This is a genomic window from Dyella terrae, assembly GCF_022394535.1.
In the GTDB taxonomy this organism is placed as follows: domain Bacteria; phylum Pseudomonadota; class Gammaproteobacteria; order Xanthomonadales; family Rhodanobacteraceae; genus Dyella.
Genome location: NZ_CP089414.1, coordinates 58,887 through 73,092, shown reverse-complemented (window position 1 = coordinate 73,092; position 14,206 = coordinate 58,887). Strand labels below are relative to the sequence as shown.

Genomic DNA, 14,206 nt, shown 5'->3' with positions numbered 1-14,206 from the left:
AGCCGCAGCTCTCACACTTCTTACGCCAGTAGATGGTCTTGCCATCGTCACGGACAACGATTGCCCCAGCGGCTCCAGCCATAACTCCCCCGTTTGAATTCCATGAAAGGCCGAGGCCCGTTTCTGTCACGCAGCGTATCCTTACGTTCGCAAAATATCAAAACATTTGATATTAAAAGTCGGCATATCAAAGGCTTAGCTATAGGTTTCGCTCACCCTCGTGAGGCGAACCCATGGCACAGCCCAAAAAGCCACGCCCAAAAGCTCCCCCGGCACCAAAGAGCCTACACAGGCCTGAATACGCCGCCGTGCTGAAGACTCTTGTGGACTTGCGGGGTGAGGCAGGCCTGTTACAGGCGGAACTGGGAAGGAAACTAGGACGCTCACAGTCCTACGTATCGATGGCCGAGAGGGGAATCATTCGGCTCGACGCACTCCAGCTGCATGATTGGAGCTCAGCTTGTGGCTCAACACTGACAGCCTTTGCCAAGAGGCTGGAGAAATCGTGGGCCAAGAACACCTGACACCCCACCTGAGATCTTATGGGTCGCTGCGGTGTTGCCCACAGGGTAAGAGGAAACGGTATTCGAAAGGTCAACTAGGGGAATATCTCCTATTTGCCAGCCTGTCTAAGTGGCCTAGCTCGACCTGTTTTCCCAACCTTCCCTCGAACAACGGCGCCCACACCACAAGGCTTCCGGTTGATCCAATAGTGGGCATGGAGCGGAGTTAGACCACATATATAGGCACAGCCTGTGTCCAACTTCCGCTCCATCCCATTGCTTCTGGGGCATTTCCACGGGGTCATCGAAAGATTCTCTCGTTAACCCTCACCGTTAGCTAACTGACGGATATCAATCGCTTGATTTCGGCTTGATGATGTCGCCGTCCATTGGAACTTCGAACAGGTCAGGGCCTACGAAGTGCGCGTGCAGACCTATAGGCCACCCTACCGTGGCAATGCCCTTTTGGTAGCTAAGCCAACATTCCGGAACAGCCGTGGACACCCAGCGATGTAGGATGCCGTCTTGGCACGGTGAGAGGCCGCTGTCGAGCTCGAAAAATACATTTTCCGCGCCCATCTCAAACGCATAAGCAGCGTTCTCTGCGTTCTCTGCGCGACCATCGTCATCAACGCCGTGGAAGGAGGGATCGTCTGCTATCCACATCACCACGCGATACGTGCCTCCAGGGAATTTGCCGTCGCAACTCGGATCTTGCACGACTATGTGACCATGTATTGTCCCCGGAGCACTGCCAAAAAGACCATCGCACGGGGAATGCTGGATGCGCACTAGGTGGCGTAGGAAGGCCACGAGCTTAGCCTCGGAAGGTACCTCGACATCGAGTTCTAGACGTGCGATGTATGGCCCGAAACGTTGTGTTTCTCCCCCGATCGAGAGCAGTTGTGGAGGCGCGGCGGGATCGACTTCTACGCAGATGATACGGTCGCTGGAATTCAGCATCATGTGTTCTTTATTCATTAGGATTCCTTGATAGTCATGTTTTGAGCAATAGTCACCCTCGCCCGCCGTTTGCTCGTTCCGGCGAGTCTCATCAGGTTTTAGGGATTGCCGCAGCAACATTTGATTGAGCTACAGCTTGGGGCTGCCAATGTTCTGTGCGATCAAGTTGATCGCCGCGCAGCCCATAGGGGATCTACTCAGATGCCGTCTTTGCCTAAGTAGAAGACGCGCTCATCCCACTTCCATCCATGGCGTAGGGCCTCCTTGGCGACGTATTTAACGAAACTGGGGCTTTCACCGGGTCCAATGATCTTGAGGCTGACACCGTGTTTGCTGACTAGCTGCCAGCGGCGGTTCTTATGCGTCAGTTGCTTAGCGGCATCGGCAAAGGCAAGCAGCAGTGTGATCGAGGCGATCAGATCATCCTCGGAAAGGTGCGGATGGTGGTGTACAAGTAGATGAAAGTGACAGCTACCGAATTCACGGGTCGACTGTGCAAAGATCTGCGCCTTTTCCAGCACTGCGACGCCCGTCATTGGTTTGACGCCCTTGCTGATCCAGCGCTTGCCGAGGACCTTCTTCATCAGTCGGCGCCATAGCTTGGCTAGTGCCTCTTGCCCTTCATGATCTGACAATTCGTAATTAAAACTGAGCGTCAGGAAGAATCGATAAGGCCCATAGCTTTCCAAGAGCTTCCTTACTTGTACATAGTCATGCCATGTAGATAGATGACCTGCCCAGCTGGCCTCATCATCACGTTGCTCATCGTCAAATTGCTTGATCATTAACATTGATATCTCCTAGTAGAAGTTTCTTTAGGCAATAGACTCCCTCTGATCGAACCGAAGTTCGCCAGTTGATATGCCAAGTTGAAGGGTGTTTGCTGGCTAGTTTGACCATATGCCAGCGGATGCACCTGCTCTATTTAGTAGAGCTGCGAGTCCCGTGTACTCGCCGTGCTAGAAAGATGCTGCACTTAGCAAGCGTCAACCAAGCGCTGATTCATCCAATCAACGACTTGATCTTCTAACCACGCCACCGTCCTTGCGGATAGGCGGACCTGCGCCGGGAACTGTCCATCGCCGATCATCTTGTAGATCTGCGTACGAGACAGGCCAACCCTCGCCAGAACGGCGGGAAGGCGAATGAATCGAATCGTTTTAGCTGAAGCTGCCATTGGTACCCCCTAAGCTTGTGGTCTGGAGTCGCTATGATCATCATCCAGACATCTCAATACAATCAGCTACTTACATGGCAATTCAGCTTCCACGTGATGCCCCTGAGACTGCGCCAGTGCTGCTCTACGCACCAGTGGGCAAGAGGCAAGGCGAACCCTCGGGTAGCTAGGGCGAATTCAAAATATCCATTCTGAGGGGCCCTGACGGCGCTTTCGAAACCCTAGGGTCGGTGACAAAAATATCTTTCTTACAAATCGATATCTTTCTTACAAATCGATATCTTTCTTACAAATCCCATCTTTTTAACCAAAAAATAATAATCACGTTCAGGATCGCGGTGCTGCTGCCATAAGAAAAGCCAATGGCCTTTGCCGCTGACAAATAAAAGACGAGCTGGCCGACTTAGCTGGAAAAACCCGACCAATTGGCGTTTAGCACTTAGCCGAGCCGTTAGTGTCCGGGGGCAACTTTGGGGGCAACTAACGAACGAGCGAATGGCAGAACCCCAGCCGCTTGCGACACACACATCTTCGTTTGATGGACGCCACCTCCACCAATGAAGAAAAAGCCCGGCGAGAAATCGCCGGGCTTTTTTTGTTCACGGGACTTTCTTTCCGGAAGTGAACCACCATGGCACGCCTCAGCGTCGATACCCCACACAGTGCCCTCCCTCAATGAGATTCTTTTGCGAGCTATTCGGATTTTTCCGATATTCCTTCTGGATATGGATGTGTAAATCTCGAGTTCATTAACTCGCGCTAGAGAAGCGCTCTCTAGACCATGCCCCATCACCAATACTGGCCCAAGGACGCTCTGTGAACCGGCAGACCATCGAACAGATTCGGGATCATCACCTTAAACATATCGCGTGGGTTACCGCGAAGGGCATCAGGCATATCGATCTGGAAAGACATCAACGGTGGGTCGATGAGTTGGATGCCATTCTTGCAAACGAATGGTTCACTGACTCCGACGTGATCAACGCTTTGTCCGCCGCGGCTGACGCGCGAAAAGTAATTGAAGGAACCAAGAAGGCGGCATGAGCGTTGAAGTTGTGTCGCCCGCGAAAGCCGATGGCGGACAGCTGAAACCTACTGGGGTAAACGAATCCAAACGAGCCGCCTTCTGGGCGGCTTTTTTTGGGTGAAGGTCATGAATCGCCTCTTCTACCCAACATCTGACGTAGCAGGCGGTCGACATACTGCTAGAAAAACGGGCCCACTAAGGGGCCCGGCCGACCAGCGGGCAGCACCTTCAATCCGTGCACTTAGCTGCCCTTACCTAACCCCGAGTTAGGGCCGGCAGGGCTATCGTAGAAAACAGTGCTCGATCCCAACATCGGACACCTCCGAAATTAAGCACAAACACAGCGAGCGAAGAGGTGTCTTCTGGAGGCTTGGCCGCCCCTAACGAGGCGCAGAACATTGGCCAACCGGACACCGCAGCCCCTTCACTCTCACTTCGCAAGTGTCCGTACACTGTGGCCGCCGCGCGACGCCAGTCGCCATTCGCCAAAGGGGCACCCGCATGAGTTTCACCCTTAATCACCCGCTTGTGGTGTTTGTCTTGTCGCTGATCGGCATGTGGATTGCCGAGCGCGTCGGCGCGTGGTGGGCACGCAGGGGTTCTGCGAACAAGGGGAGGCGGCCGATACGTTCAACGTAGTGCAAGGTGCCACGCTGACCCTGCTTGGCCTGATCATCGGTTTCAGCTTTTCCATGGCCATCAGCCGCTACGACCAGCGCAAGAACTACGAGGAAGCGGAAGCCAACGCCATCGGCACGGAGTACGTCCGCCTGGATCTGCTGCCGCCCGAGGACGCGACCAAGTTGCGTCCCCTGCTAGTCAGCTATCTGGAACAGCGCATCACCTTCTACGAAACCACCGATCGCAGTCAGCTCCCGGCCATTGCCGCGCGCAAGAACGCACTGCAGGCCAGTTTGTGGGCGGGGATGGCCGCGCCTGCCGGCCTGCAACCCAGCCCGATCACGGCCCTGGTCGTGGCGGGCATGAACGACGTGCTGAATTCGGAAGGCTATACGCAGGCCGCCTGGTGGAACCGCATACCCGTCGCCGCGTGGTTGCTGATGATGGTGGTGGCGCTCGGCAGTAACCTGCTGGTGGGCATGGGATCGTTCAAGGTGGGCTCGCAACGAGGGCTGCTATTGGTGCTGCCGCTGGTGGTGGCGGTGTCCTTTATGCTCATCGCGGACATCGATAGTCCGCGTGGCGGGCTCATTCGTATCGTTCCACAGAATCTGCACGCGCTGCTGGCATCTCTTCAGCATGCATGAAGGGCCTCCGTTACCCGGCTCGGTAACCGCGGCGGAGGCGTCCACGATGCCGTGATGCAGGGTGCGCCGTTCGTTGAAGTTGGCGGCAAAGATGAACTCCCTACCCTGCGCCGACCCGCTCGCTCACCAAGCGCCACGCATCCACCCGCAGATCCAGCAGCTTCGGCAGGATCGGCTGTCGTCCATGGACGCTTGCCCACGGAGCCATCACGGACCGCCGCCGAGACTGTGCACCGTAACAGGGGGAAGACACGCCAGGACGGTTGCATGGGTGCATCGCGCCCGTCCAGACGCGCAGGGAGCCAGCGCTGCGATCGTCCTCTCCTAGGGACTACCTGCTGCTCGGGACCACGCGCGCGCATGCCATCCACCGTGCCATCTGGCGAATCGATCAATCGACGGTTTCGCTACATCGTCACCACCCTGTATCTCGTCGTGGTGGGGCTCGTACTGTGGCTGTTCGGCACGCAATGGCGTGGTTATTGGGACGCCTATGAAGCCGATAAGGAGTTCATCGCTGTGCAGGCGGCGCTGCGCGCCATGGCTGACGTTTCCAGCGAGCGCCGCCCTACCTTTGCAGTGCTAGTCGCCGACGCTGCCCCGAGCGCGGAGCAACTCAACGCCATGACGGCCGCTCGGCAGGAAACGGATACGCGCCTGAACAAACTGGGTACCGCCTTGCACGATCCCGATTGCAGGCATTGCGCGTCATTGGTGCCCCAGTGGGAACGCACGCGCAGTCAGTTGGCGGACGCACGACAGCATCTCGACGCCTTGCGCAGCATGGCACGGAACGAGCACACCAACACGGCCGCGCTGGATGGATTCGCGCACCTGGCCGATACGATCCCTCAGCTGTCATCCATTGCCGAAACTGGCGCGATGGGTGTGATCCGCGAGAACGCCGATGTGCAGAGCTATCTGCTCGTCGCGCGACTCTCCGCACTGCTGCGCGAACATGCCGGCATGCTCGTGTCACAGTTCGCCCCGGCACTGATAGCACGCCGCACACTCACCGAGCAGGAAACGTTCGATATTGCGCGCACACTGGGCAAGATCGACCAGCTACGGCTATTGATGGAACCCAGCATCCGCGTCCTTCCCGCGCTGTTGCGATCCGACTACGCGGACATCGACAAGCGCTACTTTGGTGATGCCCTCACCTTGATCGATCATCTACGGCAGTCGGCGCAGCGTCCATCTGGCGCGGACGAGCTTCCTCTGAGGGTTTACGAGCGATACGGCCCCCTGATCATCCCCATCAACCGCTTCCGCGACGATGCCTTGGCGCTCACGCAAAGCACCATCCGCGACAGTTTGCGATGGCACCTCATCTATCTGGTCGCCTCAGGCATTTTCGCGGCGCTGCTGACCGGCCTCTTGCTGCTCATGATCTGGCGATTCCGTGAGCGGATCATTCGGCCTTTCGTGGAAGCACGGCGTGTCATTCTCGCCATTGCTTCGGGCAATCCGTCGGTATCGCTGCCACGCAAGCAATACGGCAGCGAAGTTCGAGAGTTGTTCAGCGCCTTACGCGTGCTCAAGGAGAACGACGCCAGGCGTCTGAAGTTGGAAAAGGAACGCAAACGCCTGATCGGCGAGCTGAAGACCATGGCCGAAACCGACACGTTGACCGGCCTGCTCAACCGACGCGCGTTCGAAAGTCGGTCGCACGTGTTGCTGGCTGACGAGCGCAGCAATGACCCCGTGGTGGCGCTTCTGCTGATGGATATCGACCACTTCAAGCGCATCAACGACACCTACGGCCATGACAGCGGTGACAAGGCGCTCGTGCTGCTGGCCAGCGTCTGCCGTGAAACCGTGCGCGCCGACGACATCGTTGCTCGCTTCGGTGGCGAAGAGTTCGTCGTGCTGTCGCGTGTGCAGGAATCACAGCAGGCACACGCGCTGGCCGAGCGGCTACGCCTTCGCCTGCACGATGAAACAACGGTCACTGCCGACGGACAGAGCTTTGGTTTCACCGTCAGTATCGGCGTGGCGTTTGCCCGGCGCGATGATGGCAACTCGATTGATGTCGAATCTCTACTGCGCGAAGCCGATGCCCTGCTCTATCGCGCCAAGGAAGGCGGCCGCAACCGAGTGGAAACCGCACCGCTGGCGTGAACTACTACCGAGGTGCGGATCCCGCATCATCTGGGTACAGCACGTCTGCGAGCAACGGCCAACGCTTGCGCGCCGCCTCGCGCACCTCGTTCAATTGGCTATCGAAGTAACGCAAAGGGTCCACACCTTCGACGTAGCGCGCATAGGTTTCAATATCATTGGGAAGCATCCGCTCATGCGGATCACGTGGCGCAGCCATCACTTGCCCTCCATCCAGACGCCATCTGGTGTGTGGATCACGTAGCCGTTAGCGGTACTCAGGGTCACGGTGTTCTCGTTTTCGCCCACCAGACGGGTCTGCGGCAGATCATGCGCGTACTGGTCCAGCGCCGGTGCATCGGCCTTGAATGGGCTGTTGGCCACAAGGTTCGACATCAATTGGGCAAGCGCCAGGTAGCTGGTGGGCGTGTCGATGGAAATGGTGTGCCCTGCCGGCGCTTTGCCCGGTGGCAGGCCGACCAGTTTCACACCGACCGGAACGTTGATAATGCGTGGCGTGGGGATCTCGCGCAGGCCAGAAATTTGCCCTGCGTCGCCCCGCAGCGCGGCACCATGTTCGGGTACGAAGATGATCATGGCCTTGCGGCCCGAGTGCGCGATCACCTCAGTGAGCCGGTCGATGTCGCCCAGTAACCGGGTCAACCGGATGGGATAGGACTGCAGGCTGGTCATATTGTTGTTGGGCAGGCGATTTCCGTCATGCATCGATACCGTGTTGTAGTACAACGCCACCGGCCCACCCTTCTTGGCGGCAACGCCCTGATACCAGCGCGCCAACGCGTCGTAATCGTTGACCAGTTGGGAACCGTCGAACTCCCGCATGAAGGGCGGCAGGCCATCAGTCGGCTGCGGCTGAATGCCGGACAGGCCTATTTCGCGTTGGACGGTGCCGATGAAATCATCGAAGCGTCCGTTGTGGTTCATCATGAACTGCACGTCGTAGCCAGCGGCCGCCAAGTCTGCAAACACGTGGCACTCCTGCGGCGCGGCGCCGTACAGCTCTTGGTGGCTCTCTTGTCCGCACGACGCGCGCAGCAAGCGGATCGCTGCGGGTCCGCTGTAACTGGCTGCGCTACTGAAGTTCTTGAACACATAGTCGAATTTGCCGAACAGCGGATTGTCACGCATGTTGACAACGTCCAGGTCATCCCACGACAACGAACAGATGTGGATGACGATGATGTCGAACTGCGAATCCGGATCCTTGTCCGGCGGAAAGAACGCCACGCGGCGACTCTTCTCCGTGTGATGGAAAGCAGCCAATTGCTCGTCGTAGCTTCCGGTGGCTCCCGTGGCGCCCGCATTGGCGGCATTCGCATCGGCTCGTGGGTTCGCTGCAGCGTAGCTATCCCCCTGCCGCGACTTGGCGATCAACGTGTCCATGCCTTGCCACAGTGGAAAGACGATCAACGCCAGCACTACGAAGGTGGTAACACGCACCCAACGGTTGATGACCGCATAGACCACGATGACGACAATCGGGATGTAGACCATCGCAGGCGTGAACACGCGACGGGCCAGCTCCATCAGATAGGTGGGCGAGAACGACGCCAGCGCAGGAATCTGCCTGAGCACGTAACCAAACGGCGGCAGATCTGATTCGTGGTAAAGCAATGCCGCCCCCAGCAGCACAGCCGCGATCTGCTTCACCACGCGCTGCCAACGCTTATGCAGTGGCACCAGCAGCGCCAACGCAAACAGCAGGTTGAGCCACCAAATCGGCTGGATGCTGCCCTTCGCGGCCAGATAGAGCTTGGCAATGAAATAGAGATTCCAGAATCCCATGCGTTACCCCATCAGTCCGACCGGCGCGGGCGCCGCACGAAGACGGCTTCTGCCGCGTCCAGGCAGGCATCGAAAAGTCGTAGCACACCCTGGTAGCCCATCTCGATCACCTCGACAAAACTCTGCAAAGGCGCGTCGGGAACCAGCTCCTCTTCCCAGCGAACCCAGGCGTCAGCACGACCAAAGGTGCACTGGATTAGTTGGGTTTCCTTCTCGTACGACCATTCCTCGAACTTAAGGCCGAGATGGACGCCGCTGTTGCGCGCCACCACCGCGGGGAAGTAGTAATCGATATCGCCGCGCGACAAGGCCACCCCGAGCGGTGCCCCTCGCTCCAGCTTCAGTTCTTCGGGAAGCACCATGCCCAGGCCGCCCGTGGAGTAGTTCTCGGTGTTGCAGGCCATGGTCTTTCCGTCGGCAAGCACCAGTGTCGCCGGTACACACAACGGCACATGGTGCGACACGCGCACTTGTCGGGCCTCCTTGGCCACGCCCACCGCTGCACCGAGCATGGCGACGTTGAACAAAGCCCACACCATGTTCATCAGCACGGTGATCGGTTCATCGCGCTGGACGGTGAAGATGCGCACGATACCCGCGACCAACCCTGCAAGATTGATCGCCAGCAACCACACATAGGGCTTGGATGTCGCCCAGTCCAGGTATTCACTCTCGATCAGGCCACCCTTGGCCGTCACGTTGAACTTGCCCTTCTTGGGGTTGATGAAGGCAATGGTGGTGGGCAGCACCGTGTACCACGCCAGCACCGATTCGTAGACCTCGGCCCAGAACGAATGGCGGTATTGGCCCTGGATGCGCGAATTGGCCATCCCGGAAATAAACAGGTACGGGAACACGTAGGCCATCACGGAAATAGCGTCCGCGCCAAACACGTGCAGTCCGAAGAACAGAAAGGCACATGGCATGGACAGGAAAATCAGGCGAGGAATACCGTAGAAGAAGTGCAGCATCGCATTGCTGTAGCAGATGCGCTGGAAAAACGTGAGGCCCTTTTTTAGCCACGGGTTATCAATGCGGAAGATCTGCGCCATGCCCCGCGCCCAGCGGATGCGCTGCCCGATGTGGCCGGATAGGCTTTCCGTGGCGAGTCCCGCCGCCTGCACGATGCGAAGGTACGCCGTGCGATAGCCCCGGCGATGGAGCTTGAGCGAGGTGTGCGCATCCTCCGTGACGGTCTCCACCGCGATGCCACCCACTTCCATCAGTGGCGCGCGACGGATCACCGCGCACGACCCGCAGAAGAACGTGGCGTTCCAAAAGTCATTGCCGTCCTGAATCAGCCCGTAGAACAGGCTGCCTTCGTTGGGAATGCGCAGAAAGGTGTCGTAGTTGCGCTCGAACGGGTCCGGTGAAAAGAAATGGTGCGGCGTCTGCACCATGGCGCACTTGGGATCCGCAATAAACTCGCCCATGGTCGTTTGCAAGAACGAGCGCGTGGGAATGTGGTCGCAGTCGAAGATGGCAACGAATTCGCCGCTGGTCATCGCCAGTGCGTGATTGATGTTGCCGGCCTTGGCGAAGCGGTGCTCCTCGCGCGTGAGGTAGCCCACGCCCACCGCATCGGCGAAACGCGCGAACTCCTCGCGGCTGCCATCGTCCAGCAGATAGACACGCAGCTTGTCGCTCGGCCAGTCCATGCTCTTGGCGGCCAGTACCGCCGGGCTCACCACCGTCAGCGGTTCGTTGTAGGTGGGGATATAGACGTCCACCGTGGGCCAGCTGTCCGTATCCTCTGGCAAAGGCTTGGGTTGGCGGTTCAACGGCCATGCCGTCTGGATATAACCGAAGAACAGCACGATCCAGGTGTAAATCTCCGCAGCGAACAGCAAGTAGCCGAAAACCGCCTCAATCGGCGTGGCGAAATTGAGCGTCTGCGTGATGCGCCACCACATGTAGCGGCCCGTCATCAGGATCGACAGCGACACCATCAGCATGGTCGGCCAGCGCCCCGGAATGCGCCGCGCAATGATCATCACTGCGCATACCAGGATAAACAAGCGGAACTGAGCGTCGATGGCCAACGGCGTCGTCCAGAACGCGACCGCCACCAAGAACGCGAGCAGCAGGATCACCTGCTTGAGGTAGGGAATGCGATCCAACCCGGAAGACCATCGGTCCACACGGTCGCCAACGCTTGCCCACGGCACCACCGGCAGACGCGCCGACACGGCGCGCCTTGCCCGCCCCACGGCGCCCTGCACGGGTGCCAGCCATTGGCCGATGCGCCCGAGCAGCATTGAGCCGCGACGCGCACCACGATAATGCCGCGCGCTGCGCAGATTGGCCGCCAGTCGCACGCGGCGGCGGCGCGGACGGAAGAACAGCCGCTTGAACCATGCGCCCGCACCTTCGCCCGGTTCCATCGCCAGCTCGAAACGCAGATGTCGACCCAGACGTTCTGCCCACACCGCCGGCCAATCGCGCTGCCCTGGGCGCGGCGCCCGGAACACCAAGCGCAATAGCCAAGTACCGCGCTCCGCCTCGGCGTTGACGCCCAGTTGCTGCGCCAGCGTGCGCCGCAAGCGCGACATCATGGATGCAGGCACGGGCTGGTTCATGCCCTCTTCCCTGCTATCGGCTGATAGGCGCTATGGATCCAACTCGACAGCCACGAGGCAAGGCCCTGCATATCGTGCGCCGCCTGCGAATGCGGTGCCGCGTGTACAAAGCTCTCGTTGCGCGCCAACGACTCGGGAATACCCGCGTCGGCATGCACGCGATAAACGGAAAGCTCGGCCCCCAGCGTGTCGCGTAGCAGCGTGAGGATATCGGTATGCAGCTGCGACGCCGGCGAGGCCGCGTTTGCCACGTAGACGGTTTCTTTGCCGAGCGCCTTCAGTTCGCTACGCAGGCGCGGCAGCGTGGCGCACGCCAACGGCTGCGGCGGCAACACCACCAGCACCAAGTCGGCAGCAGCGACTGCCTGCGCGGCGTACACCGATGGCCAGGCCGGTGTGTCGATCAGGGCTACGCCGTGCCCGGGCAGATCAACGCGCGCGAGCAGATGACGTAGCCAATTCGGCTGCTCATGCAAGGCGGCGGCGATAGCCGCGGCGGACTCGGCATCCGGCCCACGGCCGTCGCCTCTGGCGCCACCCCATGGCAGCCACAGCACACCATCTTCGGTTTGCAGCGCAGCGTCGCTCCAGTCGTCCGTCTGCGACACGATGTGCGTCACCAGCCCCTTTCGTGCCGGTGTACGCAAGCCGCAATAGAAGGTGAGCACATTGCGCGGATCGCATTCCACCGCCAACGCTGCATGCTTGCGCGCCATCAGCAGGCCCGCCAGCGTGGCCGTGAGCGTCGTGCGTCCCGCACCGCCTACCGGAGACAGGATGGCAATCGTTTTCATGCCTTCCTCCCCGCGGCGCCCTGGCGCTTTCCACGGATCACGAGCGGTTCCAATGGTGCTGGCAACTGGATCTTGTGACGGCGAAACAGCGTGCGCGAACGCGACAGCCAGTAGCCCAACCGGAACCGCCACCACAACCACCCTAAGGGCGCAGCAAGAATGAGCCCCCAGATGAAGTAGCCGAAGAAGATGCTCATCGTCGCCTCACCCCCGCGCCTTCAAAGGCAACGATGCGGGGCGCGCCGGTGGACGCGTGCTGGCCGGCGCGTTGGCGGCGGTGTCCACGGCACCCAGCATGGGCAGCACCGGTTTGCTCTCGTCGCTTGCCGCATCCGCTGCCGTCTGTTCCGGTTGAGACTCCGCGAGGCCTCTTTGAACCGGCCTGGCCGGCTCGACCAAACCGGTGTAGTCCGGTGGCGGAAGCTCGGCGATCTCGTCTTCCAATTCGTTGAGCGCGGATTGGATCGTTTCGCGGTCACCGCAACGAAGCTCGCCACGGAACAAGTCGGAAAGCGGGCGTACGAACACCTTCTCCATCGCCTTGCCCGCCTCATCCACATGGCAGGCGAAGAAGAACACAAACAAACTGTCGCCACTCGCCGTGCACAGGTCGCCCGTGCGGCGAATGCGGCAAGCATTGAGCGCATCGATAGCCGCCACATCGTGCTCCAGTGGCAGGCGCAACAAGACATTAGGCAGGCGGATCGGACGGCTGCGCTCCACCGCCTCGCGCACCAGTTCGATAAAGCGATGCGCGGGTACATATCCCGTCGTGGAGTCGCGCATGGCTGCGGACAACGCCGCGCGGTAATCGTCCGGCACCGGACGCGAGAACAATTGCCCCTGCACGCTGTCCACCACAATTTCCACCTGCGCCAGCGGCATGCTGCGCGGAATGATCGCATTGGCACCCAGGGTCAGCATCAGCAACTCGTAGCGAATACTGACGTTGTCTTCGCGGATGAGTATCTTCAACGCCTTGCCGCACTGCCTGCGCAGGAAGTTCACTTGCTTGGCAAGCGTGGCCAGGCTCACATCGATGCCGTAATGCAGGATCACCGTGGCGGCGACGGCGCGGCTGGCGGCCGATACCAGGGCCTCATTGTCCGCCAGCACCTGCCATGCCTTGGGCACCACGCGCTCGCGGGCTACGGCGGCGTGCGACACCATCACCACGGATTCATCGGGCGCGAGCATACCGATGCCTTCGCCGTTCTCACGATTCGCATCCATCACGGCCACCAGCCGATGATCGGTGCCGGAGAAGCGCAGCGGGATGGATTCCGTCGCGGACAGCGCGCCGCGATCATCGCGCCAGAAAGCCACTTCCCAGCGGAACTCACCCTGCACGTGTACCAGTTGTGCCGCGCCTGCGAACTGGATCTGGAAATCGGTCAACGGGCGGAAGTCGCCGCTCTGCTCCACTAGCGGGGGCAACATGACCAGCAGCACGGTGTGGCGCGTCTGCGCGCACCAGCCCGCTAACGCCGCACCTTGGCGAATCAGTGCGGCGCGATCATGCCAAGCGAAACAGGCCGCCACGCCCTCGATCAGGAACGGGCTGGCGGGGGCGGCACACTGGGCGGATAGCGACTGCAAGGACTCCATCAGCACGTCGCAGCCGTCACGATTTTGCGGGAGGTGCAGCGCGCAAACGTTGGACTTGGGATGTACCGCACCAGGCTGGTTGATATCCGTGCCGTGTTGGCGCAAAGCCTGTGCCACGTCGTCGGCGGAACGCGTGGAAATCACCGTCACCGGCGTGAGCAGCGCGTTCGCCGATGTCCTCCAGAACAACGCGTCACGGGCGGGCGAACGACTGGCATAAACCGCGTACACGCAACCCGTCGCCAGTGCCGACAGCGCTGGCGGCAACCCTTCGATGGCCAACGACTGGTTCAGTCGCAGGCGCGCCCGCGGTGTCCTGCGGTCGGTCGGTTCGGAAGGTTGTGGAGGAAGATTCGTCACGGCTTTCGTCCCAGGGTT

General features: G+C 59.9%; 13 protein-coding genes. 4 read left to right on the top strand and 9 right to left on the bottom strand.

Annotated elements, in window-relative coordinates; genetic code table 11:
• Positions 1–233 precede the first annotated feature (233 nt).
• A complete protein-coding gene (locus DYST_RS00305) occupies positions 234–524 on the top strand; it encodes a helix-turn-helix domain-containing protein (RefSeq protein WP_239949153.1) in 291 nt (96 codons plus the stop codon).
• Between the two features lie 330 nt (positions 525–854).
• Here the strand turns inward: DYST_RS00305 and DYST_RS00300 are convergent, their stop codons facing one another.
• From DYST_RS00300 to DYST_RS24230, 3 genes are all read right to left on the bottom strand, one after another.
• Entirely contained in the window at positions 855–1,484 is a 630-nt protein-coding gene (locus DYST_RS00300; protein ID WP_239949152.1) for a hypothetical protein, read from the bottom strand.
• 179 nt (positions 1,485–1,663) lie between these two features.
• Positions 1,664–2,257 (bottom strand): hypothetical protein, encoded by a 594-nt coding sequence (locus DYST_RS00295; RefSeq protein ID WP_239949150.1) that lies wholly within the window; start codon positions 2,255–2,257, stop codon positions 1,664–1,666.
• Positions 2,258–2,442: 185 nt separating this feature from the next.
• Positions 2,443–2,643, bottom strand: coding sequence for a helix-turn-helix transcriptional regulator (locus DYST_RS24230; protein WP_428993943.1), 201 nt, complete (start codon positions 2,641–2,643; stop codon positions 2,443–2,445).
• Between the two features lie 816 nt (positions 2,644–3,459).
• On the opposite strand from DYST_RS24230, the gene DYST_RS00290 reads away from it, so the two are divergent.
• The 3 genes from DYST_RS00290 (at position 3,460) to DYST_RS00280 (ending at position 7,062) form a co-directional block, all read left to right on the top strand.
• Complete coding sequence (locus DYST_RS00290) at positions 3,460–3,687, top strand: hypothetical protein (protein ID WP_239949149.1); 228 nt, start codon at positions 3,460–3,462, stop codon at positions 3,685–3,687.
• Between the two features lie 564 nt (positions 3,688–4,251).
• Complete coding sequence (locus DYST_RS00285) at positions 4,252–4,938, top strand: hypothetical protein (RefSeq protein WP_239949147.1); 687 nt, start codon at positions 4,252–4,254, stop codon at positions 4,936–4,938.
• Positions 4,939–5,298: 360 nt separating this feature from the next.
• Positions 5,299–7,062, top strand: a complete 1,764-nt coding sequence (locus DYST_RS00280; protein ID WP_158241289.1) for a GGDEF domain-containing protein — start codon at positions 5,299–5,301, stop codon at positions 7,060–7,062.
• Positions 7,063–7,066: 4 nt separating this feature from the next.
• Here the strand turns inward: DYST_RS00280 and DYST_RS00275 are convergent, their stop codons facing one another.
• Genes DYST_RS00275 through bcsE form a run of 6 tightly spaced genes read right to left on the bottom strand, consistent with a single transcriptional unit; the run spans position 7,067 to position 14,188 of the window.
• Complete coding sequence (locus DYST_RS00275) at positions 7,067–7,261, bottom strand: hypothetical protein (protein WP_239949145.1); 195 nt, start codon at positions 7,259–7,261, stop codon at positions 7,067–7,069.
• A complete protein-coding gene (gene bcsG / locus DYST_RS00270; protein ID WP_239949143.1) occupies positions 7,261–8,847 on the bottom strand; it encodes a cellulose biosynthesis protein BcsG in 1,587 nt (528 codons plus the stop codon). The genes DYST_RS00275 and bcsG overlap by 1 nt, the downstream gene beginning before the upstream one ends.
• Positions 8,848–8,858: 11 nt before the next feature.
• A complete protein-coding gene (gene bcsA / locus DYST_RS00265; RefSeq protein WP_239949142.1) occupies positions 8,859–11,426 on the bottom strand; it encodes a UDP-forming cellulose synthase catalytic subunit in 2,568 nt (855 codons plus the stop codon).
• Positions 11,423–12,220: a cellulose biosynthesis protein BcsQ gene (bcsQ, locus tag DYST_RS00260; RefSeq protein WP_239949133.1), complete on the bottom strand. Its 798-nt coding sequence runs from the start codon at positions 12,218–12,220 to the stop codon at positions 11,423–11,425. Before bcsQ ends, bcsA begins: the two co-directional genes overlap by 4 nt.
• The gene (locus DYST_RS00255) at positions 12,217–12,417 is read right to left on the bottom strand and encodes a hypothetical protein (RefSeq protein WP_102302194.1); all 201 of its coding nucleotides are present in this window, start codon (positions 12,415–12,417) and stop codon (positions 12,217–12,219) included. The genes bcsQ and DYST_RS00255 overlap by 4 nt, the downstream gene beginning before the upstream one ends.
• 7 nt (positions 12,418–12,424) lie before the next feature.
• A complete protein-coding gene (gene bcsE / locus DYST_RS00250) occupies positions 12,425–14,188 on the bottom strand; it encodes a cellulose biosynthesis protein BcsE (protein ID WP_239949131.1) in 1,764 nt (587 codons plus the stop codon).
• Positions 14,189–14,206 lie beyond the last annotated feature (18 nt).